This window comes from Nonomuraea sp. NPDC003707 (assembly GCF_053587055.1).
Genome location: NZ_JBSFNK010000041.1, coordinates 14671 through 40631, shown reverse-complemented (window position 1 = coordinate 40631; position 25961 = coordinate 14671). Strand labels below are relative to the sequence as shown.

28 protein-coding genes are annotated in these 25961 nt (G+C 71.7%); 11 read left to right on the top strand and 17 right to left on the bottom strand.

What is annotated here, in order from left to right:
• Positions 1–37: 37 nt before the first annotated feature.
• Positions 38–889, top strand: coding sequence for a phytanoyl-CoA dioxygenase family protein (locus ACWDRB_RS56425; protein WP_449909198.1), 852 nt, complete (start codon positions 38–40; stop codon positions 887–889).
• The gene (locus tag ACWDRB_RS56420; RefSeq protein WP_449909196.1) at positions 886–1746 is read left to right on the top strand and encodes a helix-turn-helix domain-containing protein; all 861 of its coding nucleotides are present in this window, start codon (positions 886–888) and stop codon (positions 1744–1746) included. The genes ACWDRB_RS56425 and ACWDRB_RS56420 overlap by 4 nt, the downstream gene beginning before the upstream one ends.
• On the opposite strand, the gene ACWDRB_RS56415 is transcribed toward ACWDRB_RS56420, so the two are convergent.
• Positions 1704–2627, bottom strand: coding sequence for a hypothetical protein (locus tag ACWDRB_RS56415; RefSeq protein ID WP_449909194.1), 924 nt, complete (start codon positions 2625–2627; stop codon positions 1704–1706). The genes ACWDRB_RS56420 and ACWDRB_RS56415 overlap by 43 nt on opposite strands.
• 114 nt (positions 2628–2741) lie before the next feature.
• Here ACWDRB_RS56415 and ACWDRB_RS56410 point away from each other — a divergent pair, with 114 nt between their 5' ends.
• Positions 2742–3560 (top strand): APH(3'') family aminoglycoside O-phosphotransferase, encoded by an 819-nt coding sequence (locus ACWDRB_RS56410; RefSeq protein ID WP_449909191.1) that lies wholly within the window; start codon positions 2742–2744, stop codon positions 3558–3560.
• An 87-nt stretch (positions 3561–3647) separates the two neighbouring features.
• On the opposite strand, the gene ACWDRB_RS56405 is transcribed toward ACWDRB_RS56410, so the two are convergent.
• The 7 genes from ACWDRB_RS56405 to ACWDRB_RS56375 form a co-directional block, all read right to left on the bottom strand.
• Positions 3648–4802, bottom strand: coding sequence for an alpha/beta hydrolase family protein (locus tag ACWDRB_RS56405; protein WP_449909188.1), 1155 nt, complete (start codon positions 4800–4802; stop codon positions 3648–3650).
• A 13-nt stretch (positions 4803–4815) separates the two neighbouring features.
• A complete protein-coding gene (locus tag ACWDRB_RS56400; RefSeq protein WP_449909186.1) occupies positions 4816–6234 on the bottom strand; it encodes a S41 family peptidase in 1419 nt (472 codons plus the stop codon).
• Positions 6231–7283, bottom strand: coding sequence for an ABC transporter permease (locus tag ACWDRB_RS56395; RefSeq protein ID WP_449909185.1), 1053 nt, complete (start codon positions 7281–7283; stop codon positions 6231–6233). Before ACWDRB_RS56395 ends, ACWDRB_RS56400 begins: the two co-directional genes overlap by 4 nt.
• The gene (locus ACWDRB_RS56390; protein ID WP_449909183.1) at positions 7280–8170 is read right to left on the bottom strand and encodes an ABC transporter ATP-binding protein; all 891 of its coding nucleotides are present in this window, start codon (positions 8168–8170) and stop codon (positions 7280–7282) included. Before ACWDRB_RS56390 ends, ACWDRB_RS56395 begins: the two co-directional genes overlap by 4 nt.
• Positions 8167–8559 (bottom strand): GntR family transcriptional regulator, encoded by a 393-nt coding sequence (locus tag ACWDRB_RS56385; protein ID WP_357754576.1) that lies wholly within the window; start codon positions 8557–8559, stop codon positions 8167–8169. The genes ACWDRB_RS56390 and ACWDRB_RS56385 overlap by 4 nt, the downstream gene beginning before the upstream one ends.
• Positions 8560–8772: 213 nt before the next feature.
• Positions 8773–8973: a hypothetical protein gene (locus tag ACWDRB_RS56380; protein WP_449909180.1), complete on the bottom strand. Its 201-nt coding sequence runs from the start codon at positions 8971–8973 to the stop codon at positions 8773–8775.
• Positions 8974–9097: 124 nt separating this feature from the next.
• Entirely contained in the window at positions 9098–9733 is a 636-nt protein-coding gene (locus ACWDRB_RS56375) for a TetR/AcrR family transcriptional regulator (RefSeq protein WP_449909179.1), read from the bottom strand.
• 86 nt (positions 9734–9819) lie between these two features.
• Here ACWDRB_RS56375 and ACWDRB_RS56370 point away from each other — a divergent pair, with 86 nt between their 5' ends.
• On the top strand, positions 9820–10794 hold the full coding sequence (locus ACWDRB_RS56370; RefSeq protein ID WP_449909176.1) for an NAD(P)-dependent alcohol dehydrogenase: 975 nt from the start codon (positions 9820–9822) through the stop codon (positions 10792–10794).
• A gap of 27 nt (positions 10795–10821) precedes the next feature.
• Here the strand turns inward: ACWDRB_RS56370 and ACWDRB_RS56365 are convergent, their stop codons facing one another.
• From ACWDRB_RS56365 to ACWDRB_RS56355, 3 genes are all read right to left on the bottom strand, one after another.
• A complete protein-coding gene (locus ACWDRB_RS56365; RefSeq protein ID WP_449909173.1) occupies positions 10822–11859 on the bottom strand; it encodes a zinc-binding dehydrogenase in 1038 nt (345 codons plus the stop codon).
• A 188-nt stretch (positions 11860–12047) separates the two neighbouring features.
• Entirely contained in the window at positions 12048–12809 is a 762-nt protein-coding gene (locus ACWDRB_RS56360) for a helix-turn-helix transcriptional regulator (RefSeq protein ID WP_449909363.1), read from the bottom strand.
• Positions 12810–12837: 28 nt separating this feature from the next.
• Positions 12838–14700 carry a serine hydrolase domain-containing protein gene (locus ACWDRB_RS56355; protein ID WP_449909170.1) on the bottom strand — a complete coding sequence of 621 codons (1863 nt, stop codon included), beginning with the start codon at positions 14698–14700 and terminating at the stop codon, positions 12838–12840.
• A 167-nt stretch (positions 14701–14867) separates the two neighbouring features.
• On the opposite strand from ACWDRB_RS56355, the gene ACWDRB_RS56350 reads away from it, so the two are divergent.
• From ACWDRB_RS56350 to ACWDRB_RS56330, 5 genes are all read left to right on the top strand, one after another.
• Positions 14868–15044, top strand: coding sequence for a hypothetical protein (locus ACWDRB_RS56350; RefSeq protein ID WP_449909167.1), 177 nt, complete (start codon positions 14868–14870; stop codon positions 15042–15044).
• A 138-nt stretch (positions 15045–15182) separates the two neighbouring features.
• Positions 15183–15998 carry a sensor histidine kinase gene (locus ACWDRB_RS56345; protein ID WP_449909164.1) on the top strand — a complete coding sequence of 272 codons (816 nt, stop codon included), beginning with the start codon at positions 15183–15185 and terminating at the stop codon, positions 15996–15998.
• Positions 15973–16626: a response regulator transcription factor gene (locus ACWDRB_RS56340; protein WP_449909161.1), complete on the top strand. Its 654-nt coding sequence runs from the start codon at positions 15973–15975 to the stop codon at positions 16624–16626. The genes ACWDRB_RS56345 and ACWDRB_RS56340 overlap by 26 nt, the downstream gene beginning before the upstream one ends.
• 140 nt (positions 16627–16766) lie before the next feature.
• Positions 16767–16895 (top strand): hypothetical protein, encoded by a 129-nt coding sequence (locus ACWDRB_RS56335; RefSeq protein ID WP_449909159.1) that lies wholly within the window; start codon positions 16767–16769, stop codon positions 16893–16895.
• The gene (locus ACWDRB_RS56330) at positions 16892–18094 is read left to right on the top strand and encodes a hypothetical protein (RefSeq protein WP_449909156.1); all 1203 of its coding nucleotides are present in this window, start codon (positions 16892–16894) and stop codon (positions 18092–18094) included. The genes ACWDRB_RS56335 and ACWDRB_RS56330 overlap by 4 nt, the downstream gene beginning before the upstream one ends.
• A gap of 150 nt (positions 18095–18244) precedes the next feature.
• On the opposite strand, the gene ACWDRB_RS56325 is transcribed toward ACWDRB_RS56330, so the two are convergent.
• From ACWDRB_RS56325 to metX, 3 genes are read right to left on the bottom strand one after another with little or no spacing between them, the layout of a single operon-like run.
• Positions 18245–18727 carry a CoA-binding protein gene (locus ACWDRB_RS56325; protein WP_449909154.1) on the bottom strand — a complete coding sequence of 161 codons (483 nt, stop codon included), beginning with the start codon at positions 18725–18727 and terminating at the stop codon, positions 18245–18247.
• The gene (locus ACWDRB_RS56320) at positions 18724–20061 is read right to left on the bottom strand and encodes an O-acetylhomoserine aminocarboxypropyltransferase/cysteine synthase family protein (RefSeq protein ID WP_449909152.1); all 1338 of its coding nucleotides are present in this window, start codon (positions 20059–20061) and stop codon (positions 18724–18726) included. The genes ACWDRB_RS56325 and ACWDRB_RS56320 overlap by 4 nt, the downstream gene beginning before the upstream one ends.
• Positions 20058–21290, bottom strand: a complete 1233-nt coding sequence (gene metX, locus ACWDRB_RS56315; RefSeq protein WP_449909149.1) for a homoserine O-acetyltransferase MetX — start codon at positions 21288–21290, stop codon at positions 20058–20060. Before metX ends, ACWDRB_RS56320 begins: the two co-directional genes overlap by 4 nt.
• 78 nt (positions 21291–21368) lie before the next feature.
• Between metX and ACWDRB_RS56310 the strand changes: the two genes are divergently transcribed.
• Together ACWDRB_RS56310 and ACWDRB_RS56305 are read left to right on the top strand one after the other, a co-directional pair.
• On the top strand, positions 21369–21917 hold the full coding sequence (locus ACWDRB_RS56310; RefSeq protein WP_355196847.1) for an OsmC family protein: 549 nt from the start codon (positions 21369–21371) through the stop codon (positions 21915–21917).
• Between the two features lie 27 nt (positions 21918–21944).
• Entirely contained in the window at positions 21945–23183 is a 1239-nt protein-coding gene (locus tag ACWDRB_RS56305) for an NAD(P)-binding domain-containing protein (RefSeq protein ID WP_449909360.1), read from the top strand.
• Positions 23184–23203: 20 nt separating this feature from the next.
• On the opposite strand, the gene ACWDRB_RS56300 is transcribed toward ACWDRB_RS56305, so the two are convergent.
• Genes ACWDRB_RS56300 through ACWDRB_RS56290 form a run of 3 tightly spaced genes read right to left on the bottom strand, consistent with a single transcriptional unit; the run spans position 23204 to position 25948 of the window.
• On the bottom strand, positions 23204–24085 hold the full coding sequence (locus ACWDRB_RS56300) for an ABC transporter substrate-binding protein (RefSeq protein ID WP_449909145.1): 882 nt from the start codon (positions 24083–24085) through the stop codon (positions 23204–23206).
• Positions 24082–25182 carry an LLM class flavin-dependent oxidoreductase gene (locus ACWDRB_RS56295; protein ID WP_449909142.1) on the bottom strand — a complete coding sequence of 367 codons (1101 nt, stop codon included), beginning with the start codon at positions 25180–25182 and terminating at the stop codon, positions 24082–24084. Before ACWDRB_RS56295 ends, ACWDRB_RS56300 begins: the two co-directional genes overlap by 4 nt.
• On the bottom strand, positions 25172–25948 hold the full coding sequence (locus ACWDRB_RS56290; RefSeq protein ID WP_449909140.1) for an LLM class flavin-dependent oxidoreductase: 777 nt from the start codon (positions 25946–25948) through the stop codon (positions 25172–25174). Before ACWDRB_RS56290 ends, ACWDRB_RS56295 begins: the two co-directional genes overlap by 11 nt.
• Positions 25949–25961 lie beyond the last annotated feature (13 nt).

Here is a 25961-nt window from a genome sequence, read left to right as displayed (position 1 = left end):
ATGGCCGGGACCGGGCCGCGATGGTGATGATGGGGCGATGACGAACCCCGACCTGAAGGCCCCGTACGAGCGCGACGGCTACCTCGTCCTCGACCGCGCCCTCGACCCCGGCGAGGTGGGCGAGCTGCTCGAAGAGGCCGTCCGCATCTGCCGGGGCGAGCTCGGCGACATCAGCGGCGCGCTCCCCGCCGGGGACGCCGACAGCGACGACGACGTGCTGCGCAGGTTCCTGTGCGTCCACTACCCGCACAAGCTGTCCGGCCTGATGCTCGACACGATGCGCCATCCGGCGATCGTCTCGGCGCTGACCTCGCTGATCGGCCCGAACGTCAAGGCGATGCAGTCGATGTTGTTCATCAAGCCCGAGGGTGAGCCGGGGCAGGCCTGGCACCAGGACGAGCTGTTCATCCCGACCCGCGACCGTTCGCTCGCGGCGGCCTGGATCGCGCTCGACGACGCCACCGTGGAGAACGGGTGCCTCTGGGTGCTGCCCGGATCGCACCGGCGCGGCGTGCTCTACCCGAACCGCGAGCACGACGACCCCCGCTACGACTGCACGGTGGAGTCCTACGGCTTCCCGTTCGACGACTCCGACGCGGTGCCCGTCGAGGTCGCGGCGGGGACCGTTGTGGTGTTCAACGGCTACCTGTTGCACAAGTCGCTGCCCAACACCGGACGGCGGGGCTACCGGCGGGCGCTGGTCAACCACTACATGAGCGCCGAATCCCTGCTGCCCTGGGCCGTCCCGGCGGAGGGGACGGGCATGGCGCAGGCGGACTTCCGGGACGTCGTCCTCGTCGCCGGCACCGACCCGTACGCCTACAAAGGGCTCCAGGACGTGCGCCGGCCGCGGATCCGCCCGAATCGCGACGGCGGCTGTGACAGATGACGATCTCCGTCGATCTGGTGGCCCGGCTCGAGCCGAGCGTCGCGGACTATCCGCCCGGCTCGACGTTCGGCCCGCGGGAGGCCAGGTCGTACCAGTTCGTCTGGCTGCTCCGCGGCAGTGCCACCTGGCTGTGGGACGACGTCGCGCTGTCGCTGACCCCGGGAAAGCTGCTGCTCATCCGGCCGGGCATGCGTGACGCGTTCCGCTGGGATCCCCGCACCCCGACCCGGCACGCGTACGTGCATTTCACGCTCACGGGTCAGGTGCCGGCCGACTGGCCGCTGGTACGGGACCTGACCGGACGGCACGACCCGATGGGCGCCCTGTGCCAGTATCTGCTCTGGCTGGGCGCCGAGTGCCCGCCGCGGTGGCGGGTCCAGGCCTGCGAGACGCTGCGCCTGCTGGTGCTGACGTTCCTGGCCGATCCGGCGCCGGCGCAGCGCACGCCGTCGGTCCTGCCGTCACCGGTGACCGCGATGCTGCGCGCGGTGCGCGAGCACTGGTCCGACGGGGTGGCCAGGCCGGTCCCGATGCGGGAGCTCGCCTCGGCCGCCCGGGTCTCGCCGAGCACGCTGTGCCGGACGTTCCGCCGCACGTTCGGGGTCGGTCCGGTCGCCGCCCTCGAACTCCTCCGCCTGACCAGGGCCGAACCGCTGCTGTGGCAGAGCAACCTGTCCATGCGGGCGATAGCCGCGCAGTGCGGCTTCGCGGACGCGTACCACTTCTCCCGCCGGTTCCGCGCGATCTACGGGATGGCGCCGACCACGTTCCGCCGCACCGCACCGGAGGCCGCCCCGCCGTCACCGGCCGAGTCCTACGGCCTCACGGTGCTGCAACCGCTCGTCCAAGCCCCCTGACCCAACCGGCGCCTGTACGCCTGCGACAACGCCGGCAGGACGGCGAGGCCCGTGACCACGGCGACGCAGTGCTCGACCACGGCCACCCCGTGAAGTTCGACCGGCTGGTACGTTCCGGCCACCAGCCACGCCAGCCGCCACGCTCCCCATGAGAACAACGACCCGGAGGCGACGAACCCCACGGCCATGGGCAGCCACACCGGCGTCCGCCCGCTGCCCCACGGGCCGAGCGCCCACAGGCTCCAACCGGCGCCCGCCGCGCACAGCGCGCTGTTGGCCATGAGGAGCCTGCCCTGGGTGTCGCACACCGTGAGCAGCCCGTAGGTGCTGCCGGCGGCCCAGGAGATCCAGGTTGTGGTGAGCACCACGAGCGGCGGCAACACCCAAAGGAAGCGGCCGTCCGCTCGTTCCCGGCCCACCCGCCCGGTGAAGGCGCGGGGCCATCGTTCACGCAGGAAGAGCGGCAGGCCCACGACCAGCGCCACCGCCATGCCCGCGAACCCGACGCCGATGAGCGCGCTCTCCCAGGCCGGCGTGGTGGCCGCCGGCTCGGGCGCGCTCGGCGCCACCAGGCCGGCGACGATCATGTACGGGATCATGGAAACCAGGAAGCCGCCGGCGACCCACCCGAGCGGCAGCACCAGCCAGTCCGGCAGCCGCGTCCCCCACGACTGGGCCAGCGCCAGGCCCAGTGCGACGCCGGCCAGCGCCATCACCACCGTGATCGCGTTGAGCAGCACCCACTGGGCTGTGCCCTGCCACACCTCGGCGGCGATCCAGACCAGCTTGACCAGCAGGTAGAGGGACATCGCCGCCGCCGCGCCGAACCCGGCGACGCGGCGCACCAGCACGAGCGTACGGACCTCGATGTGTAGACGCATGGCAGGAGCCTCGCGGCCGGCGGGGGTGTCCGGGCACCCCCGCAAGAGGCAGGCCCCTCCCCAGTGAGGGGGAGGCGGGCTTCACGGTCGGACCCGGCGGCTAGGGTGGTTCACATGATCGACTCGACATCGGCCTTGCGGGCGCTGCTGTACGACGGCCGCGACGGGGACGGATGGATCCCCGTCACCGGCGGCGAGTCCGGGGCCGATGTCTTCCGCTCCGAGGACGGCACCCGATACGCCAAGTGCGTCCCCGCCGGTTCCGTGACCCCGCTGGAGGAGGAGCGGGACCGCGTCGAGTGGCTGGGCACGCAGGGCGTTCCGGGCCCTCGCGTCCTCGACTGGCGCGCCACGGCCGACGGCGCCTACCTGGTGACCAGCGCCGTCGCGGGCGTCCCCGCCGATCGGGTCCCGGCCGCGGAGCTGCGGGCGGCCTGGGAGAAGATCGCGGATGCCGTACGCCGCCTGCACGACCTGCCCGCCCGCGGGTGCCCGTTCGCGCGGGATCTCACACGGATGTTCGCCATGGCCCGCGACGTCGTCGCGCGGGGCGCGGTCAACCCCGAGTTCCTCCCGGAAGAACAGCGGGACACGCCCGCCGGCGAACTGCTCGCCCGCCTCGAACCCCAGCTGGAGCACCGCCGCGCACAGGAGGCCGCCGAGACGGTCGTCTGCCACGGCGACCTGTGCCTGCCCAACATCATCCTCGACCCGGAGACCCTGGACGTGGCGGGCTTCATCGACCTCGGCCGCCTCGGACGGGCCGACCCCTACGCCGACATCGCGCTCCTGCTCGCCGGCGCGCGGGAGACGTGGCCCGACGAGCGGGAGGCGAGCTTGGCGGACGAGAGGTTCGCCGAGCGGTACGGCGTCGTCCTCGACCGTGACCGCGAGCGCTTCTACCTCCACCTCGACCCGCTCACCTGGGGTTAGCGCCGGTGGAAATCTACAATGTAAAGGGCGTCGGCTAGGTCAAACCCCATCCAGAACAGCACAAAACCACAGACCCCGCGACGGGTCTCAGGATTGGCCGCAGGTCGCGGGGCAGAATTTGACCTCGGGGTAGCGTGAGGACGGCTTGTCCAGGAGGGGCTGCCGTTGCGATTTCAGGTGCTGGTCGAGGAAGGCCGCCACGTACGTGCGGGTGAGCTCGGCGACGCGCGCCGCGGGCAGGATGCCGTAGGCGGGTTTGATGCCGAGGGCGCCCGCCAGCAGCGGGGCGTCGGTGAAGGACGAGTGTTCCGCGCCGGTCACCACGAGCCACCGCTTCCACCCGGTCAGCAGCTTCCAGTCGCGGTCCCACGAAGTGTCGCGGCCTCCGGTGACATGCTGCGCCGAGCCCAGGAACATGAACGGCCGGGAGAATCCGCTCTTGGGGATCCGCGCGTAGGTGGTGCCGTCCATGTCGATCCCGGCCCGCACCCGGGAGTCCTTCACCATGGCCGCCAAGGCGCTCGCCCCGCCCATCGACTGGCCCACCATGGCGATTCTGGACCGGTCGATCACGTCGGAACCCTCCCACTGCGACGGCAGCCAGTCGAGCACGAACGAGACGTCGGCCGCCCGGCCCGCGACCACCCCCGTGCCGAAGCCCGTGTCGGTGTCGCTGTCACAGGCCAGGCACTCCGCGACCCGCCCGCCGGCGAGGGTCGTGGCGTGGCTCTCGTAAGTGTGGTCGATCCCGGCCACCATGTATCCGCGGCTGGCCAGTTCCTCGGCCAGGGAGGTGAGCGTGCTCATCGGATTGGTGAAGCCGGGGGAGAGCACCACCAGCGGAAGCTTGCGGCCCGCAGGTTCGGCGTCCTTGATCGCGTTGGTTCGGGTCTTGCTCAGCGTGTCGTCCGGCACGCCCGCGCTCCTCTTGCCCTTCAGGAGGAGCTCCGATTCCTTCGGGGTCATGTACGGCGCCCGCTGCCCGTCCTTCTGCTTGGTCGGGTACCACAGGGTGATCTTGAGCTCTCTGGCTTTGGCGTCGAGGTTCCAGGGGTCGGGGCGGGAGGTGTCCTTCGGGTACAGGGCGATGGTGCCGACCGGATGGGGGCCGGTGGGGGCGGGCAGGGTGGCGGGGCCGGTGGGTGTGGCCGAGGGGGCGGCGGAGCGGGGCGGGGTGGGCGCGGAGCAGGCGGACGCGGCGAGGACGGCCAGTCCGGCGGCGACTGCCAGGAGGTGTCTCATCGGAGAGGTCCGTTCACTTGTGCAGCAAGGTCAGGGCCTTGGCCAGGGCGGGGTCTCGCCCGGTGGCCGCGTCCTTCGGGGTGAGGGGTACGTGGTGGTCGGGGGGTACGCCGATCCGGTCGATCACCTCGTGGTCGGGCCCCAGGTGGTGTCGGGTGGGGAAGCTCAGTGTGGTGTTGTTGGCGAGGAGGTACGGCTGTGCCGGTCCGGAGATGACGCCGGCGGTCCTGGTGCCGATCAGCTGGCCGACGCGCAGGTCTTTGACCGCGGAGCTGAAGTGTTCGCAGGCCGAGGCGCAGCTGCGGTCGATGAGCACCATCAGTGGCAGGTTGACCAGTGGGACGGTGTCGTCGGTCCGCAGGGTCTCGCACTTGCCGTCGACGGTGCACAGGTGGGCGGTGGCCTTGCCGTGGGCGAACGCGCTCTCCAGCCGGATCGCCTCCTGGGGGCTGCCGCCGCCGTTGCCGCGCAGGTCCAGGACGACGCCGGTGAGGGTGCGGCCGGTGCGTAGTCTGGTGATCGCCTTGAGCACTCTGTCGGCGGAGTCGGGGGCGAATCCGCGCATCCGTACGTAGGCGATGTCGTCGTCCAGCAGTTTCGACTGGACCACTTGCAGGGTGGTCAGGTCGCGCTGGTAGAGGCCGGGTTTGAGCGTCGCGTTCCAGCGGCGGCCGGTGTTCTGCCGCAGGAGCCGCAGCCGGACCGGGCGCGCCTCCGGGTATCGGGGGTAGAGGGCGGCGATGGCGGGGGTGGGCTTGCCGTCGATGAAGGGCGCCGATCCGTTGATCGATTCGATGAGGTCGCCGGGTCGCAGTCCGGCGGTCTGTGCCGCGCCGCCCTGCACGGTGGTGACGAACAGCGGGGGGAGGGCGACGCCGGGGTTGCCCTGCACCTGCGGGCCGTTGACGTTCGCCTCGAGGCCCAGGCCGTAGCCGTCGCCGTCGTAGTAGTCGGGGGGTCGCTTGATGTCGTGGGCCCAGGCGGCGTGGTTGTCGCCGAGGGCGGCGACGAGGGCTTCGAGGGTGGCGACGGCCAGTTTGTCGCGCAGGTCGGGGACCTGGTCGGTGGTCTTGCGGTAGGCGGTCTCGAAGGCGGTCCAGTCGGCTTTCCGGTCGCCGGTCAGCGCCGGCATGGTGGCTTCGGGCAGGTCGCGTCCGTTGCGGTTGAGCTCCTGGGTCAGGGCGGCGAACGCGGTGGTCAGGAGCGAGCGGGCGTCCAGGGTGGCGCCGCTGTAGTAGTTGCCGAGGATGCAGAAGTACGCCTGCTCGATGACGTCGATGGTGGTGGCCGTCTCCGCCGCGGTCGGTCCCTGGGGGCGCGCGCAGGCCGTACCGGCTGCCGCGCTCGCCTCGCTGCGCGGCGGCGTCGGCGCCGTGCAGGCCGCCGCCAGGAGGAGGGCGAGCCCGGCCGTCATGGTCCTGATGGCGGTCATGACAGGCGCCTGCGGATCCACCAGAAGGAGAGCCAGGTGAGGCCGAGGGTGAGCAGGGCGTAGATCCCGGTTTCGATCCACTGGAAGGGCCAGAAGCGCTCAAGGGGCTGGTAGGTCGCCTTTTGCCGGTAGCCGAGCCGGTTGATCTCGGTCGTGCACGCGCCCATGATCGGTGATGCCGACGGTGCGCAGGGTCCCGACGTCGTCGAGACCTGGACGATCCCGATTCCGGGCTCGGGGCCGGCGGTCGGACGTCCGGACGGATCGACGAGATCGCTGGACAGGACCCAGGCGCCCGCGTGGTCGGGAACAGCCGCATTCAGGCGAATCTCCACACGTCCGCCTTGGTCCCGGTTTATGCCGATGCCGTCCACGTTCGTCTCGCTGAGCTCGAAGGTCGAGGTGACCGGGGTCATCAGGTGGGGCCGGACCAGCAGTGGCATGGCGAGCTGGATCGCGGCGAAGACGGCCAGCGTGAGGGCCATGGCGGGCAGGGTGCGGCGCACCAGCATGCCCACGGTCACGCCCAGGACGAAGGCGAACGCCGCATACCCCATCGGGGCGATGCCGCGCGCGCCGAACACCAGGGGAGCCATCAAGGCCAGGTCGCCGGGGGCCGACTTGTCCAGGGGATCGGACCACCAGGTCACCGCGAGGCCGCACAGGCAGGCGGCGGCCATGGCGACCAGGCCGGTGAGCCCGAGCTTGACCGCCAGCCAGCGGCCGCGGGTGATGCTCTGGTTCCATACCAGCAGATGCGTGCCGGTCTCCAGCTCGCGGCTGATCAACGGTGCTCCCCAGAAGAGCCCGACGACGGCGGGCAGGAGCAGCACGATGAGGCTGACGGCCATGAAGGGCATGTCGTACCCGTCGAAGAACCGGTCGTAGAAGCGGCCGCAGGTGTCGTCCTGGGTGCAGGCGGCGATACCGGCGGAGTAGTCCGAGGCCAGGTCCGGGCCGGTCAGGGCCAGGGCGGTGGCGAGGATGACGAGCAGGGCGGCCAGCATCGCGGCCGAGCCGCGCAGCTGGCGCCAGGTCAGCCAGATCATCGCTGGACCTCCAGGGCGACGCGCCGGTTCTCGGCGGTGCGCTTGTCCATGTAGGCCAGGACCAGGTCTTCCAGGCTGAGCCGGCTGACCGTCCAGGCGGGGTCGTGGATCGGGGCGTCGGTACGGACGATGAACGTGCTCTGCCGTTCGGTGTGGCGTGCGGAGATCACCTGCTGGTCGGCGGGCAGCCGGTCGGGGTCGCGGCGCGGGCCGGTGAGGCGGTGATGGGTGGCGAGCAGCTCCTCGACCTCTCCGGCGATCTGGACGCGGGAGTCGACGAGCACGACGAGGAAGTCGCAGACGCGTTCCAGGTCGGAGACCAGGTGGGAGGAGAGCACGACGCTGAACTCGTGCTCGACGGTGGCCTCCATCAGTCCCTGCAGGAACTCGCGGCGGGCCAGCGGGTCGAGGGAGGCGACCGGCTCGTCCAGGATCAGCAGCTCGGGCCGTTTGGCCAGGCCCAGGGTGAGGGCGAGCTGGGCGCGCTGGCCGCCGGACAGTTTGCCCGCCCGGTGTCCGGGGACGAGTCCGAGTTGCGCGATGCGTTCTCGTGCCGCGGTGTCGTCCCAGCGGGGGTTGAGCCGGGCTCCGAGCCGCAGGTGTTCGGCGACGGTCAGGCTCGGGTAGACGGGGGTGTCCTGGGCGACGAACCCGATCCTGGCCAGCTGGGCGGGTGTGGCCGCGGGCCGGCCGCCGAGCACGGTGATGCCGCCCGCCGAAGGTTGGAGCTGGCCGCTGGCGAGCTTCAGGAGCGTGGTCTTGCCGGCTCCGTTGGGGCCCACGAGCCCGACGACGTGGCCCGCCGGGATGTCGATGGTGCACTCGCGCAGCGCCCAGCGTCTGCCGTATTTCCTGCCCAGTGCCTGGGCCTGCAGGACAGCGGTCACGCTATGTCCTCCTGAGCGAAGGTCCGAAAGGTGGTCATGAAGAGGGCCTCGATGCTTTCGTCGTCGAGGCCGGCTCGGCGGGCCTTGGCGAGCCAGCGCTGCAGTTCCATCCGCAGCGGGCCGTGCGCGGCCAGGGAGGTGTCGGTGAGCGTCGCCGTCACGAACGTCCCCACCCCTGGCCGGGCGGCCACCAGGCCCTCGTGCTCGAGTTCGCGGTAGGCCTTGAGGACGGTGTTGGCGTTGATCGCCAGTTGCGCCACGACCTCCTTGACGGTCGGCAGCTGGTCGCCTTCGCGGAGGAGGCCGAGCCGCAGCGCGTGCCGTACTTGCTGGACCATCTGCAGGTACGGCGAGACACCCGACCTGCCGTCCAGATGGAACTCGATCACCGATTTCTCCATTTATCTAGCTTGCTAGCACTTTAGTACTCTAGATGTTAAAGGATCATAAGGATCGGTGTCGTCGGCCCAGTCGTGGTGGTCCGCCAGGTGGGTGCCGAACGGCCTCGCGGGTTACGTCCCGCCCGCGCAGGCCGTCATCGGCTACGACGGTGGTGGGCTCCAGCGCCGGGGGGAAGGCGTCGATCCCGCCGCCAAGATCCGCTATCGGACCGAGATCCTGATCAAGGCGCCCCTGCGCACGTTCTGGGAACTCCAGACAGACGTGGAAGGCCGGCCCACCTGGCAGAAGCCCGTGACCAGCATGAAGCGCCTGGACTCCGGCCCGCTCCGCGAGAACTCTCGGTTCCGGTGGACCACGCCGGTGCCCGCGACCCCCGTCAGCCCGCCGACCACGCTGGTCATCACCTCAACCGTCCGGCAACTGCAGCACCACTCTGCGGGTCGGTTTTGTCCTTGCCGATTGTGGGTGGGCCGGGTGGGACCGGCCAGGGCGCCGACCGGGCATTTCCCGGGCAAAGTCCCGGGGCTACCGCGCCGTCGCCTGCCCGTGCAGGAGGTCGAGGGTGAGGGGCGGCGCCGGCGGCAGGGGCTCGGCGTGCTGGGCGCGGAAGGACTGCAGCAGGTACGCCACCAGCCGCCGCGACCCCGCCGCCGCGACCTCGTTCGTCCCGGTGGCGACGCCGCAGTTGGCCTTGAGCAGCAGCGTCAGATCGGCCGGGTCGAAGTCGGCCCGCAGCCGCCCGGCGGCCTTGGCCCGCCGTACCACCTCGGCGAGGCCCTGCTCGGCCCGCACCCGCGTGCGCTCGTAGTCGATCGCGTCGGGAAACGCCGTCAGGAACGCCTCGGTGAACCCCCGGTCGGCGACCTGCATCGCGCACACCGTCTCGATCATCGAGCAGAACCCCCGCCACGGGTCCGGATCGGCCAGCGCCTCGTCCACGACCGACGCGCACGTGGCCAGCTCGTCGCCGAACACCTCCGTGATCAGTGACTCCCGTGAGGGGAAGCGCCGGTAGAGCGTGGCCACGCCGACCCCGGCGCGCCGCGCGATGGCCGCCATGGGCACGTCGAGCCCGCGCGTGGCGTACGCCTCCCGCGCGGCCTCGAGGATGCGTACGCGGTTGTGCCGCGCGTCGGCCCGCAGCGCCGGCGCGGGCTCCATCTGAGAGGGATGACCAGGCATGTTTCTCACATTAACGTAAGTGGACGGTCCCATCCGTTTAGCCCGGTAGCGTCGCTCACGTGGAGATGAATGCGACTGAGATGCGCGCGGCCCTGTTCGACCGGTACGGGCCGCCGGAGGTGCTGTATGTGGGCACGGTGCCCAAGCCGGTCCCCGGACCCGGTGAGGTGCTGGTGCGCGTGCACGCCATCAGCGTGAACGGCGGGGAGCTGCACGGCCGGGCGGGCAAGATGCGGCTCGTGACGGGGCTGACGCGGCGGGGCTTCCCGAAACGCATGGGGCTCGACTTCACCGGCGAGGTCGTCGCCCTGGGCCCGGACCCGGCCGAACCCGGCCCCCGGGTGGGCGATCGGGTGTGGGGCGTGCTGGGCCGCACGTTCGGCAGCGCCGTCGAGTACCTGATCGTCCGGCCCCGTCAGCTGTCCCTCGTCCCGGAGGGCCTGGACCTGGTGGAGGCCGCGGCGCTCCCGGTGGGGACGACGGCGATCACGGCGCTGCGCGACAAGGCGGAGCTGCGGCCGGGCGAGCGCCTGCTCGTACGCGGCGGCAGCGGCGGCGTGGGCGTCGTGGCGGTGCAGCTCGGCAGGGCACTCGGCGCCCACGTCACCGCCCTGGCCGGGGCGCGCAACCTCGACCTCGTCCGTGACCTGGGGGCCCACGAGGTCTACGACTACGCCACCACGCGGCCCGCTGATCTGCCGCGGTTCGACGTGGTCCTGGACACCGTGGGCACCGAGCACCCCGCCTACCGGCGCCTGCTGACCCCGTCGGGTCGCATGGTGGCGATCGCCTTCGACGTCAACCGGGCCGCCTCGACGCTGTCGTACCTCGCCGCCTCCACCGTGTACGGCCGGCGGCGCGTGCGCTTCTTCAGCGGTCAGCCCACCCACCGCCTTTTCGCCGATCTGGCCCGGTACGTGGACAGCGGCGCCATCCGCCCGGTCGTGGACGCCGTGTTCCCGCTTGAGGAGATCGCCAAGGCGCACCGGGCGCTGGAGGCGGGCGGCGTGCGCGGCAAGATCATCGTCCGCGTCGTCTGAGACCCGGCGCCGCCCAGGGGCGGATGGTCAGGGCTGGATGAGGACCTTCAGCGCGGTCCTGCCGTCCATGGCGCGGTAGCCGTCCGGCACCTCGTCCAGCGTGACCGTGCGGTCGAATACCCGGCCCGGCTCGACGGTGCCGTCCAGCACGCCGGGCAGCAGGTCCTCGATGTAGGCGCGCACCGGGGCGGGGCCGCCGGTCAGGGTGATGTTGGGGCCGAACAGGCTGCCGAACCCGACCGGGGCGTCCTCGTACTGCGGCACGCCGACGCGGCTGATCACTCCGCCGGGGCGGACGATGCCGACCGCCGTCTCGTAGGCGTTCATGTAGCCGACGGCCTCCAGCACCGCGTGCACGCCCTGGCCGCGGGTCAGCTCGCGTACCTTCTCGATGCCTTCGGCGCCGCGCTCGGGCACGACGTCGGTGGCGCCGAAGTCGATGCCGAGCTTGGTCCGGTCGTCGTGGCGGCCCATCAGGATGATTCGCTCGGCGCCCAGTTGCCTGGCCGACAGCACGGCCAGCAGGCCGACCGCGCCGTCGCCGATGACGGCCACCGTGGTGCGCGGGTTGACCTGGGCCTGCTTGGCGGCGTGGTAACCGGTGCCGTACACGTCGGCCAGGGTCAGCAGCGACGGCAGCAGCTCGGAGTCCTCGCCGACGGGCAGCTTGACCAGGGTGCCGGCGGCCTGCGGGACGCGGATCGCCTCGGCCTGGCCGCCGCCGACGTCGCCGGAGGCCCAGAAGCCGCCGTTGGGGCAGGAGGTGTGCAGGCCCTCGCGGCACAGGGCGCAGGTGTTGTCGGCGTGGGCGAACGGCGCCACGACCAGGTCGCCGCGCTTGAGCCCGGACACCTGCCCGCCGAGGTCCTCGATCACGCCGAGGAACTCGTGCCCCATCGGCGTGCCCTGCTCCGAGGCCGGCAGGTTGTGGTACGGGTGCAGGTCGCTGCCGCAGACGCACGAGCGCAGGATGCGGACGATCGCGTCGGTGGGCTCGCGCAGGACCGGGTCGGGCGCGTGCTCCACGCGCACGTCGCCGGCACCGTACATGAAAGTAGCTCGCATCAAAGGTTTTCCGTCTCTTGTCTTCGTCGTCGGGCATGCGGCGGGGCGGCTCCGGGGCCACCGGCCGCGGCCACCCCCGCCGCCGCGTCGAATGCCAAGGTTTCCCCTGGTCAAGCTCCATAGAACAGGCTCACCCGGGCATGTGGCAGGGCCTGCCGTTACAGGTAATGGCAGAGCCCCCCAAGAGGTCAGCGCTGGTCGGCGGCCGGGGTGCCGGGGGCGGCGGTGTAGACGTTGAGGGTCAGGCCCGGCTCCGACGGCAGCTCCATCGATTCGAAGTCCAGGTCGAGCCGGCCGACCACCGGGTGACGCAGCCGCTTGCGGCCGCTGCGGTGGAACTGCACGTCGTGGGAGGCCCAGCGCTCCCGGAAGACCTCGCTCCGCGTCGACAGCTCGCCGACCAGCTCGATCAGCGCCCGGTCGTGCGGAGCGCGGCCCGCCTCCAGCCGGAGCATGGCGGCGGCGTCGTTGGCGATCCGGTCCCAGTCGACGAAGAACTCCCGCGCGGCCGGATCCAGGTAGAGGAAGCGGGTGGTGTTCGCCGGGCGGCGCGGGTCGGCCAGGAGGGGGGAGTACAGGGCGCGGGCCAGGCGGTTCATGGCGACGATGTCGTGGCGGCCGTTGCGTATCCAGGCCGGCGCGTCCGTGATGGCGTCGAGCACCTGCTGGATCGCGGGCCGTACCGTGGCCGGCGGCGTGCGCCGCTGCCGCTGGCCCGGCCCGGCCGCCCGGGCCAGCGCGAACAGGTGCTCCCGCTCGGCCTCGTCCAGTTGCAGGGCGCGGGCCAGGGCGTCCAGCACGCTGTCGGAGGCGCCGGACAGGTTGCCGCGCTCCATGCGGACGTAATAGTCGATGGAGACGCCGGCGAGCATCGCGACCTCCTCCCGCCGCAGTCCCTGGACGCGGCGGTTGCCGCCGTAAGCGGGCAGTCCCGCTTGCTCGGGCGTGATGCGGGCGCGCCGCGTGCTGAGGAACTCGTCAGCCGAACTGCCAGCCGAGCAGGTTCCAGTGCAGGCAGAACCAGACGAGGGCCAGCATTCCGGCCAGCAGGATCACCTGGTGAGCGCGGGCCAGGACGCCGAGGCGCCGGTGTCTCCAGCCGATCACGGTGGTGGTGATCGCGGCGATGGTGAGGGCCAGGAACAGCGGGGGAAGGAGCAGCAGAACCCGCAGGGAGGCCGGCACGCCGTACAGGATGCTCGTGTCCCCGATCAGCGTCAGCGTGAACAGGACGACGAACACCAGCCCGACGGCGCCGCCCAGACCCGCGAGCAGGCGACCGGCCCGCCAGGCGCGCGGCGTCGCAGAGGGACGTCCGCGCAGCCGCCGGACCGCGGCGGCCAGTGGCAGGCCGAGCACGGCCGTCAGGGCGGTGACGGCGAACGCCAGGACGACGATGACGTTGGCCGGAGGGGTCTCCCACCAGGGGATGAGCTCGTAGGCGGGCCCGTCGGTGGCCGCGTAGGTGACGCCGGCGCCGTCCGTGACGAACGCCAGCCGCTGGGAGCCGCCGTCCTGCTGGTAGAGCCCCGCAGCCAGCGGGCTCCACGTCATGCCCTTGAAGGCGAGCTTCCCGCCGGCCTCGACCCGCAGCCGGGAGGAGTTGGTGAGGGTGAGCACCTTCTCGATGGTCGACTCGACCGTTCGGGCCGGTCTGTAGAAGCCCGCGACGGGCGTGGCCGACTTGAAGGGAGGAGCTGAGGGCGCGGCGCGCTCGCCGGGCAGGAAGCGGTCGAAGAAGGCGGGCAGGAACTCGGTGACGGCGTCGATGCCGCCCACGCTGTTGGTGGAGACGAACAGGCCGATGTCGGCGTCGGGCACCAGCAGCAGCGCGCTCTGGAAGCCTTCCCAGCTGCCGTCGTGCATGATCACGCGATGCCCGTTGAGGGTCTGCTCCTTGAACCCGTGGGCGTACCCGTCGATGCGGGGGTCGGCGGCGAAGGACCGCCGGTGCATGAGACGGGCGGTGGGCTCGTCGAGGAGGGTCCCGTCCTCCAGATGGGCGATCATGAAGCGGGCCATGTCGTCCGCGGTGGCGCTGATCGATCCGTCGGGCGCGAGGTTGTCGAAGACGAAGGGTTTGCGCTGGTACGTCCCGTCCTCGTAGTCGTAGCTGCGTGCCTGGCCGGCGGCCAAGGGGGCGGGGACCGGTTCGGAGGCCGTGCTGTGCCGCATGCCGAGCGGGTCGAGGATGTGGTCCTTCACGTACTGGTCGTAGGGCTGCCCGCTCACCTGCGCCACGATGTACCCGGCCAGCGCCGCGCCGTAGTTCGAGTAGGCCGACACCTGCCCGGGCGGGCGTACCCGCGCCGGCAGGTGCTCGGCGAGATACGTGCCCAGGGGCGGCACATCGGCCTTGCTGCGCGCGCCCACGCCGATGGTGCTGTCCTCGTCCCCGGCGGTGTGGTCCATCAGGTGCGCGAGCGTGATCGGCTGCGGGTACGTCGCGGGGATGCGGAAGGTGGTGAGGTAGCGGTTCACGTCCGCGTGCAGGTCCAGTCTGCCCCGCTGCACCTGTTGCATCACCGCGGTCCAGGTGAACAGCTTGGTGATCGAGGCGATCCGCACCAAGGAGGTGCCGGGGTCGAACGGCGTCCCGTTCTCGCGGTCGGCCAGGCCGTACCCCTTGCTGAAGAGGATCTTCCCGCCGCCCACCACCGAGACCACCGCGCCCGGCACGTGGTCGGCCCGCAGCCCTTTGGCCATCGCGGCGTCGAAGAAGTCCGCCAGCTCACGGGTGTCCGGAATGCGCGCCGAGGCCGCCGCCGTGGCGGGTGGCCAGAGGGCCGCCAGTGACAGGGCGGCGACGATCAGCAGGCGGAGGAGGGGGACTGGGTGCACGGCGTGACTCCTGACGTTGTCGGGGTCATCAACGCTGGCGCCTGCGCGGGCGCGGCCGCATCGCCATCACGGCCATCGCCGCATCACACTAAAGTCGGAGATTTCTGGACGGCCGGCATCGACGGTCGTAGGAGGTGACGCGCCGCCGCCCTGGCTACGCTGGGCCGATGGTGACGTACCGGGAGGCGCTGCGGCGGGTCCGCGCGCCGGGCCCGCGCGCGATCAGCGTGGCCTCCGTGACGGTCTGCCTGTTCCTGACGGTCCTGGCGGTCAAGACGCCGTGGGCGCCGCTGCCGCGCGTGGTCATCGCCGCGGCCGGGCTGGTCGCCACGGGCGCGGTGTGATTCCGCGATCGGTGGCCGACCGCGGTCGCCGCCGTCGGGGCGGGCGCGTACGCGCTGTCGGGCAACCCCGGGCCGCTGCTGATCGGCCTGTTCTCCGGCGCGGGAGCGCGGCTGGGCGCGCGGTTCGCGGCGCTGGCGGTGATCGGCGTGGCGGGGTTCGTGGCGCAGCAGTGGGTCGACGACGGCAGGCTCGGCACGGACGCGCTGGTCCCCGCGCTGGCCGCCACCACCGCCGTGCTGGTGACGGGCGGGTACGTCGCCACCCGCCGCGAGCTCACCCGATCACTGCGCGAACGCGCGGAGCGCGCCGAGGCCGAACAGCACCTGCGCGACGAACAGGCCAGGGCCGCCGAACGCGGCCGGATCGCCCGGGAGATGCACGACGTGCTCGCGCACAAGGTCACCCTCATCTCGCTGCACGCCGGCGGCCTGGAGGTCAACCCCGGCGCGGCACCGGCACGGATCGAACGGGAGGCGGCGCTGATCCGGGGCGCCGCGCAGGAGGCCCTCGAAGAGCTGCGGAAGATCGTGGGTGTGCTGCGGGCCGGACACGACGACACCTTTCCCGACCTGCGGCGGCTGGTGGAGTCCTGGGCGGCGGCCGGCAACACCGTCACGCTGCACGGCGACCTCGACACGCTGCCGGTGGCCACGGCCCGGGCCGCCTACCGGCTCGTGCAGGAAGGGCTGACCAACGCGCACAAACACGCCTTCGGAGCACCCGTCACCGTCTCGGTGACCGGGAGCCCGCAGGACGGCATCACCATCACGGTCACCAACGAGCGCTCGCTCCACCCCGCCGCGGGCCCCTCCGGGGCCGGTCTCGTGGGCCTGGCAGAACGTTTCCGGCTGATCGGCGGAACGGTACGCGGCGCGCCCGACGATGCGGGAGGCTGGCGTCTCGAGGGCCGGTTGCCGGGGGACACACATGATCAAAACGCTGCTGGTCGATGACGAGTCGCTGATCCGCGCCGGGCTGCGGTTCATCCTCGAATCCGCACCTGACGTGGAGATCGTGGGGGAGGCCGCGGACGGGGACGAGGCGGTCGACGCCGTTCACCGCCTGGGGCCGGACGTCATCCTTATGGACATCAGGATGCCGCGGACCGACGGCCTGGCCGCCACCGAGGCCATCCGCCGGCTCGTCCGTCCGCCCGCGGTCGTGATCCTGACCACGTTCGACAGCGACGAGCACGTCTTCGCCGCCCTGGAGGCCGGGGCCTGCGGGTTCCTCCTCAAGGACACCTCGCCGCACGACCTGATCCGTGCCGTACGCCTGGCGCACGGCGGTGACGCGATGCTGTCCCCGCAGGTGACGCGGCGGCTGATCCACCGGGTCACCACCGACGCGCCCGTCCGGCGCCGCCGTGACGCGCTCGCCCGGCTGGAGACCCTCACCGGCCGCGAGCGCGAGGTGCTCACCGAGGTGGGGCTCGGCCGCTCCAACGCCGAGATCGCGGCCGGCCTGCACATGAGCGAGGCAACGGTCAAAAGCCACATCTCCCACCTGTTCGACAAGCTCGCCGTCACCAACCGGGTCCAGGTGGCCATCGCCGCCTACCGCGCCGGCCTGGTGGACTGAGCGTCTCCGCATGTGAACGCGTCGATGGCGACCGGCAGTGCCTCAAAGGACGCACGCGGTGCGCATTTTGCTGCAGAACGGAATTCTGTACCTGCCTAGTGTCGGGCGCGGCACCATCCGCAACCGAAGGAGGAAGCATCATGCGTACACGTTTCACCGCAACCTTCGCCGCCGCCCTGCTCGTCGTCGCCGGGACGGCCGCGACCGGCGCGCAGCATCCGCCGGCGGCGACCAGCCACAGGACAAGCCCGCCGTCGTCCAGCCCGTGACGATCGCCGCCGAGCCGCCGCCCGGTTTCTCCTCCTGGGACGAGGTCCTGCAGGTCCAGGGGAAGCTCGATGCCACGGCCGAACGGCTGAAAGCCGCCGGCGGCGCCCTCGACGGCTTCGGCAAGATCACCGAAGCCGTCGAGGAGCGCCGGGTACGCCTGTACTGGAAGGGCGACCCGCCCGCCGAGATCCGGTCGATCGTCTCGGGGTCGGACAGCACCGTCGACGTGGTGCCCGCCCGCTACTCCGCGCGGGAGCTGAACCGCGAGAGCGAACGTCTGAGACGCCTGTCCAGCGGCACGGAGGGCTTCCGGATCGTCCAGATCAACCAGTCCCCGCAGGAAGGCCTGCGGATCGGCGTGACAGGGTCGATCGACGCCGCCGCCGCGTCCAGCGTCGTCAGGGAGGCCGGCGTGCCCGTCACGGTGACCGAGGGCCGTCAGGCCGAGCCGTTATCGCGCATCGCCGACACCATGCCGTACTGGGGCGGCTCCGCGATCACGATCGGCCGGCCTGGTCTGCCCAGCGTGAGCGGATACTGCTCCACCGGCTTCGGGATCCGTGACCTGAACACCGGGGACCGGTTCCTGCTCACGGCCGACCACTGTCGCCAGTCCGGCGAGATCGTCCTGGTCGGCAAGCTCGACGCCGGCGCCACCGGCACCAAGATGGGCACGGTGAGCGGCGGCGACCCCGACAACGACTCCCTGAAGATCCGCACCAGCACCGACGGCGTGATCTACAACAACAACGCCACCACCGAGTTCAACAACCCGGTGATCGGGTCGAAGTACCCGTTCGAGGGCCAGTTCCTGTGCACCAGCGGAGCGTTCACCGGCACCCGGTGCAACGCGAAGGTGGGCGAGGTGGACATCGAGTTCGGCCGCCCGGACGGCGGCTGGAGGTACCCGATGGCCCAGCTCGACAGCGTCAACGGGACGATCCTGGCCGGGCAGGGGGACAGCGGCGGGCCGGTCTTCCAGGTCAACCCGCAGAACCACCGCCAGGTCTTCGCCGTGGGCCTGATCAGCATGGCCCGCGCCGGCGACACCGGCAGCCGGTGCGAGACCAGCGGCGGCGGGAACCCCTCGACTCCGCCGCTGCCGAACTCCAGGTGTTTCGCGCACATCTGGTTCACCTACGTCCAGGAGATGGAGGACGCCTATGACGCGGCCGTCCTCACCTCCAACGCGCCGTAACGAGGCGGCCGCCACCTCCAGCACGGCCCGTCCGTCCCGCGCCTCCGGGGGCTCGCCCCCGGAGGTATCGGGTGAACATCGCGACGAGCTCGTCCTCCCGGTTCCCCGCGCCGGCCCGGTTGGCCCGCGAGCCCGCGGGCCGAGGGGTGGCTACTGGAGGCCGGCGCGGACGGACGTGATGCGCTGGGTGTTGAAGCCGAGCCAGTGCATCCGGCCCACATACCGCGCGTGCTCGACCTTGAGACAGCGGTCCATGATCACGGTCACGCCGCCGTCCCCGGCGATCCGCGCGCCCTCCTCGTTGATCACGCCGAACTGGCACCACAGGGCGCCGGCGCGAATCGCCACGGCCTCCTCCGCGATGGCGGGCAGCGCGTCCGGCGCGCGGAAGACGTTCACGAGGTCCACCGGAACGGGCACGTCGAGCAGGCTCGGGTAGCTGGTCTCCCCGAGGATCTCCCTCTCGCGGGGGTTCACGGGGATCACCCGGTAGCCGTGCCGTCTGAGGTAGTAGCCGACGAAGTAGCTGGCTCGCAGCTCGTTGCCCGACAGGCCCACGATCGCGATCGTCCTGGTGGAGTGCAGCACGCGCTGGATCGTCAGCGGGTCCTGGTATCGCCCGAGATCGGTCATGGCGTCTCCACCTTCTTTCCGTTCGTCCCGGCGACGTGGGCGAAACCCTGCTCCAGATCCCAGATCAGGTCCTCGACGGACTCGGTGCCGACCGACAGCCGCACCGTCCCCGGCCCGACGCCGGCCGCCCGCAGTTCGTCGTCGCCGAGTTGGCGGTGCGTCGTGCTGGCGGGGTGGATGACCAGGCTCTTGGCGTCGCCGACGTTAGCCAGGTGGGACCAGAGCGTCAGGCCGCCGATGAGGCTCTGCCCGCCGGTCCGGCCGCCGGCGCAGTCGAAGGAGAAGACGGCGCCGGCGCCGCGCGGGAGGTACTTCTCCACCAGCGGCCGGTACCCGCTGTCGGGCAGGCCGGGGTAGGTCACGTTGGAGGCCAGGTCGTGCGCCTGGAGGAAGGCCGCGACCGCCCGCGCGTTGTCGACGTGGCGGTCCATGCGCAGCGACAGCGTCTCCAGCCCCTGCAGGAACAGGAAGGCGTTGAACGGCGAGAGCGCCGCGCCGAGGTCGCGCAGGGTTTCGGCCCGCAGTTTCATCAGGTAGCCGTACGTCCCGAACGTCTCGTGGAACCGCAGGCCGTGGTAGGCGGGCGACGGATCCGCGACCACCGGGAACCGTCCGTTGGACCAGTTGAACGTGCCGGCCTCGACGACGACGCCGCCGATGCTCGTGCCGTGGCCGCCGATGAACTTGGTCGCCGAGTGGATCACGATGTCGGCGCCCCACTCGATCGGGCGGCACAGGTACGGGGTCGCGAACGTGTTGTCCACGATCAGCGGCAGCTCGTGCTCGTGGGCGATGGCCGCCACGGTCTCGATGTCCAGCACGTTACCGGCGGGATTGCCGATCGTCTCGCCGAAGAACGCCTTCGTGTTCGCCCGCACCGCCTGGCGCCACGCGTCCGGATCGTTGGGATCGACCCATGTCAGCTCCACGCCCATCTTGCGCAGCAGGTGCTTGAGCTGGTTCACCGTCCCGCCGTACAGCGCCGAGGACGAGACGACGTGGTCGCCCGGCTGCAGCAGCGTGAACAGCGCGGCCGCCTGCGCGGCGATCCCGCTGGCGAACGCCACCGCGCCGCTGCCGCCCTCGAGGTTCGCCACCCGCTCCTCGAACACCGCGACGGTCGGGTTCATGATGCGCGAGTACGTGTTCCCGTACTCCTGCAGGTTGAAGTACGCCGCCGCGGACTCGGGGTCTTCGAAGACATAGCTGGTCGTCTGGAAGATCGGCACCGCACGGGCGCCCGTGTTCGGGTCGGGCCGCTGCCCGGCGTGCAGTTGCCGGGTCTCGAACCCGAACGCGCGGGCTTGCTCGGCACGGGGGAACTGATCGGTCACGAAGACCCCTTCCTCGACGTCGCCCCGGCCAGGAACCGGCGGATGATGGGCGTCTGCCGCGCCTCCTCGAGCAGGAAGCAGTCGTGGCCGTACGGCGCCTCGATCACCTCGAACTCGACCGGTTTGCCGAGGGCGCGCAGCGCCTGCTCGATCTCCTCCGACGCCGACGGCGGGTACAGCCAGTCGGAGCTGAAGGCGATGAGCAGCGTCCGGGCGCGAACGCCTTCGAGCGACTGCGGGAGAGATCCGCCGCCATGCTGCCGCGCGAGATCGAAATACGTCAGCGCGCGCGAGGTGTAGAGGTAGGTGTTGGCGTCGAAGCGCTTGACGAACGAGTCGGCCTGGTGGCGCAGGTAGCTCTCCACCTCGAACTCCGGCTCGCTGATCGTGTAGCGCAGCGCGTCGGCGGACTGCAGCCGCCTGCCGAACTTCTCGCTCAGCGCGGGTGCGGACAGGTACGTGATGTGGCCGACCATCCGCGCCACCCCCATGCCCGCATGGGGCGCGCGGCCCGTGCCGTAGTAGTGGCCGCCCTGCCAGGCCGGATCGCGCATGATCGAGTCACGCGCGATCGCGTTCCAGGCCACCCCCTGCGGGTGGAGGGCGTGCGTGCTGGCGATGGCCACGACCGCGTCGACCTGGCCGGGGAACAGGACCGCCCACTGCAGCGCCTGCATGCCGCCGAGCGAGCCCCCGGCCACCGCCGCGAGCCGCTCGATGCCGAGGACGTCGAGGAACGCTCGCTGCGTGCGCACCATGTCCGCGACCGTGACCACGGGGAAGTCCGGCCCGTACGGCCTGCCCGTCGCCGGGTCGATCGACGACGGACCCGTCGTCCCGCGGCAGCCGCCGAGCAGGTTCGTGCAGATGACGAAGAACCGGTCGGTGTCGAACGCCTTGCCGGGGCCGATCATCCCGTCCCACCAGCCGAGCCCCTTGCCGCCCGCGCCGTCGCGGTCCTCGGCCCCGAAACCGTCGCGCGTGCTCTGGCCGGACGGCGCCTTCGCCAGACCCGCGGCATGGGCGTCGCCGCTGAGCGCGTGACACACCAGGACGACGTTGTCGCGCCGGGGCGAGAGGGCGCCGTAGGTCTCGTAGGCCACGCGGACCGGGTGCAGCTCCCGGCCGCAGTCGAGGTGTAGCGGCTCCGGCAGGTCGAGGTACCGGGTTTCCACGGTGCCGACCGTGCCGATCGTGCCGGCCGCGAGCGCCGGGGCTGGCTGCGACATAGGGCTATGGTAGCCGCCACGGCGCGTGTATGGTCAAATACCTACCGGGAATGCGGGAAGATCCGGAAGGGGCGGGACATGACCACGGTCGCCAACGGCGTGAACGTGCAGGCGCTGCTGGACGCGCGCGAGGCGCTGAAAGGCGCACCCGAGGCCGCGCAGTTCGTCTGGCGGGCATCCTCCAGATGGCAGAACGGCGTCCACAGCACCACCACGGTCAAGGAGTTCTTCGGTCTCGGGCAGGAGCAGAGCCACCGGACCGAAGCGGTGTTCGACGCCGACCACCCCGAGGTCTTCGCGGCCGAGGACAACGGCATCACGCCGATCGAGTACCTCCTCGTCGGCCTGGCGAGCTGCCTGACGGCCGGCGTGGCGTCCGTCGCGCAGAACCGCGGCATCCAGCTGCGCTCGGTCGAGGCCACGCTCGAAGGCGAGCACGACATCCGCGGCATCCTCGGCGTCGACGCCGACGTCCGCAACGGCTTCAACGACATCAAGGTGACGTTCACCATCGACGCGGACGCCTCCAAGCAGGAGATCGAGGCGCTGGTGGCCCAGTCCCAGAAGCGGTCGGCCGTGTTCGACGCCCTCACCAACCCGACGAACGTCACCGTCGACGTCGCCTGAAAGCCTGAAAGCCCGAAAGGCCGAGCCATCGAGCACGTCACCACGGTCGTCATCGGCGCGGGCCACGCCGGTCTCGCCGCGAGCCACTTCCTGCGCGAACGGTCGCTCGATCACCTGGTGATCGAGCGCGGCGAGGTGGCGAACTCCTGGCGGCGCGAACGCTGGGACTCCTTCCGGCTGCTCACCCCCAACTGGCAGAGCCGCCTGCCGGGCCTTCGCTACGAAGGCCCGGAGCCCGACGGCTACATGACCACGAAGGAGGTGACGCAGTTCATCGAGCGCTTCGCCGCGTTCTCCCGGGCTCCCGTCCGGACCGGCACGAACGTCACGTCCGTCCGGCGTACCGGCGACGGATACCACGTGACCACGAGCCGCGGCGAGCTCCGCTGCCGGACGGTGGTCATCGCCAGCGGGGCCTGCAACCGGCCGGCGGTGCCGCGGTTCGGCGACGAGGTGCCGTCGTGCGTCGAGCAGCTGACGCCGTTCGACTACCGTGCCCCCGATCGGCTGCCCGATGGCGGGGTGCTCGTGGTGGGAGCGTCGGCGACCGGCGTGCAGCTGGCCGCCGAGCTGCGCGGGTCCGGCCGGCCGGTGACGCTCTCGGTGGGGGAGCACGTGCGGCTGCCCCGCACCTACCGCGGACGCGACGTGCTGTGGTGGATGGACGCCTCCGGCGTGTGGGACCAGCGATACGACGAGGTCGACGATCTCGCGCGGGCCCGGCGGCTGCCATCGCCCCAGCTCGTCGGCACTCCCGAGCGCGGGACGCTCGATCTCAACGCGCTCACCTCGATGGGTGTCGAGCTGGTCGGCCGCTGGGCGGCCGTGCGCGACGGATGCGCGCTGTTCTCCGGCGGGCTGCGCAACGTGTTCTCGCTCGCGGACCTCAAGATGGAGCGCCTGCTGGGCACGTTCGACGAGTGGGCGCGTACGCGCGGCCGCGACGCCGAGGCCGGCCCGCCCGAGCGCTTCGCGCCGACCCGGGTGCCCGAGTCGGCGCGCCTGCGGCTCGACCTGCGGAGCGGCGAGATCCGCACGATCGTGTGGGCGACGGGTTTCCGGCCCGATTACGGCTGGCTCGACGTGCCCGTGGTCGACGAGAAGGGCCGGCTGCGCCACGACGGCGGCGTCGTCGACAGCCCGGGACTGTACGCGCTGGGGCTGCCCGTGCTGCGGCGGCGCAGGTCCACGTTCATCCACGGCATCGAGGACGACGCGCGCGAGGTGATCGACCACCTCGCGCGGTATCTGGCCGTACGACGGTGATCCCCGGCCGCCCGGACGGCTCAGCGGGTCCGCAGCACCAGCTCGCCGATCTCGGGAAGTACGGCGTCCGCGACCGAGATCTTCTTCTGGATCAGCCCGTTGGCGTGGAAGAGGTCGGCGGCGTGCTGCTGCTCGGCGACGAACTCCTCGCTGACCGGGTGCAACCCCCAGGGGCGGGTGCGCAGCGCGTGTTCCCAGGCGTCGAGGTCGCCGTCGAACAGGGCGGCCGCCTCGCGCGGGTGCCCGGCGGTCCAGCGGTCGGCCTCCTGGAGCGCGGTGACGATCCTGGCCAGCTCGTCGGGCCGGTCCCGCGCGAAGTCGCGGCGGGTGAACCAGAGCGAGCGGTGGCTGAACAGGCCGTCGGTCTCCACGAGCGTCCTGGTGCGCGACTCGACCGGCGTCAGGTACGGGTAGGAGCCCACCCAGGCGTCCACGTCGCCGTTCACCAGGAGTTCGGCGGCGTTGCCGTAGGCGTCCACGGGGACGATGTCGCCCCAGCCGAGCCCGGCGCGCTCCAGCGCCAGCAGCAGGAGCGTGGTCTGCCACGAGCCGTGCCCGAGGGCCACCCGCCTGCCCTTCAGCTCCGCCACGGAGCCGATCGGCGAGTCGTCCCGCACCACCAGGCGGCCGTTCTCGACCCGTGGCTCCGAGATCGCCACGTACACGATGTCGTGCCCCTTGGCCTGGGCGGTGACCGGAGGAGTGGAGCCGGTGCCGATGAAGTCGTACCCGCCGTCGAACAGGCGGTCGCCGTGGGCGGACGGGAGCGCCCTGGTGGGATCGACCGGCGCGCCGCGGCCCAGCGCGTTCAGGTCCACCCATTCCACACCGGGCAGCAGGTCGCGGTGGCGGGCCACCCACAAGGTGTTGTTCTGCGGGAAGAAGCCGGCTCGGGTGGTCATGAGGTGCGTCCTTTCAGTAGCGGCAAAACCTGGCGGCCCACGCGGCGGGCCTCTTCGAGATGGGGGATTCCGGCCAGGATGAAGGCGTCCACGCCGAGGTCCAGGAGCTGGTCGAGGCGTTCGGCGACCTGGTGGTAGTCGCCGACCAGGCCGAAGGCGGGGCCGTCGCGCAACTGGCCGAACCCGCCCCACACGTTCGGGGCGACCTCCAGGGCGCGGGGGTCGTCACCGGCCCCGGAAAGGAAGGAACGGCTGCGCCGCACGCCGACGGAGTCGCCCCCGCCGGAGTCGTCGCCGCGCGGCCTGACCGCCCAGCCCTGCCGGATCTCCTCCCACGCCTCCTCCTCGCTCTCCCGGGCCAGCACGTCCACGCGCACGGCGAAGCGGGGCGGCGTGGCGCTGTGCGCGCGTACGGCGTCGAACTTCTCCGCCAGCGCGTCGAACGGCTCCAGCCAGGACAGGTAGTAGTCGGCGTGCCGGCCGGCGGCGTCGATGGCGGCGGGGGAGGAGCCGGAGAAGAAGATCTCCGGGAACGGCTGCCCGGCCAGCTCCTCCGGCAGACCCGCGTCCTCCACCTGGTAAAAGCGGCCATGATGGGTGTGCCCGCCCTGCCAGACGCCCTTGAGCACGTCCAGGAACTCCGAGGTCCGCGCGTAGCGGTCGTCGTGGTCCACTTTGTCGCCCCACCAGAGCTGCGCGGGACCGCCGCCGCCGGAGATGACGTTGTAGACGATCCGGCCGCCGGTCGCCCGCTGCAGCGTGGCCGTCATCCGGGCCGCCTGCACCGGATGCAGGAACCCGGGCTGGAAGGCCACCATGAAGCGGTAGGAGGTGGTCTCGCGGGCCAGCGTCGCGGCGGCGGCCCACGGGTCGTCGGTGTGCGGGAAGTTCGGCAGCAGCCCTCCGACGAAGCCGGACTCCTCGGCCGCCCGCGCGACCTCGGCCATGTAGTCGGCGTGGGTGTAGCCGTCGTCGCGGCCGTCCCGGGTGCCGGGGGCGGTGCCGCCCGGGGCGAAGCCGCCGCGGCTGCGGACCCTGCGGCGCAGCGACGGCTGGTCGCCCTCCATGTGGATGCGCCAGTAGATGTCAACCGGCAAGAGCCTGCTCCTTGAGGTGCTCACCGAGGTGGTAGACGTCCTCGGCGGGGACGAAGAACTCGCTCACGCCGCGGCGGGCGTACTCCTCCACGAGGTCGAGCGAGGACAGCTGGACGCCGTAGCGCAGGCCCGGCAGCTCGGGGACGAGGGCGTCCAGGTCGTCGCCCTCGGCGAAGACGTGCACGTCCGCGTGCCGCCGCGACAGCGCGAGGGCCTCGGGGGAGGTGCCGGAGAGCTGCACCTCGGGGAAGGGCGGCGCCGACAGCGGCGGGCCGAAGCCGCCCGCGGCGACCTCGTAGAAGTCGCCCCGGAAGTCGAACGGCCCGCCCTGCCAGACGCCCTTGGCGACGGTCAGGAACTCGCCGGCGCGGGCATGGCGATCGGCGCCGGTCAGGAAGTCTCCCTGCGCCCTGGCCGCGGCCGGGTCCAGGTCCACCGTGAGCCGCCAGCCCAGCCGGCCGGCGGCGAAGCGCTGCAGCGAGGCCGAGAGCTTGGCGGCGTAGACGGGGGTGGCGGCCGCGGCGTGGAACCCGGCGACCACGCGCAGGTGCCGGGTACGGCGCAGGACGTTCGCGGCGACGGTCAGGGACTCCTGCCCGCCGGGATCGAACGGCACCAGCGCCCCCGCCAGCCCCGCCAGGTCCGCGGCCACGGCGGTCCGTCCGGCCGGATCGGTCAGGGCGGGCCGCACGTCGGTGACGAACGCGGGCAACTCCGGCGCGGCGGTGCTCCTGGTGGGGAGGACGACGTGGAAGCGGGATGCCACGGGGCGGGTCATC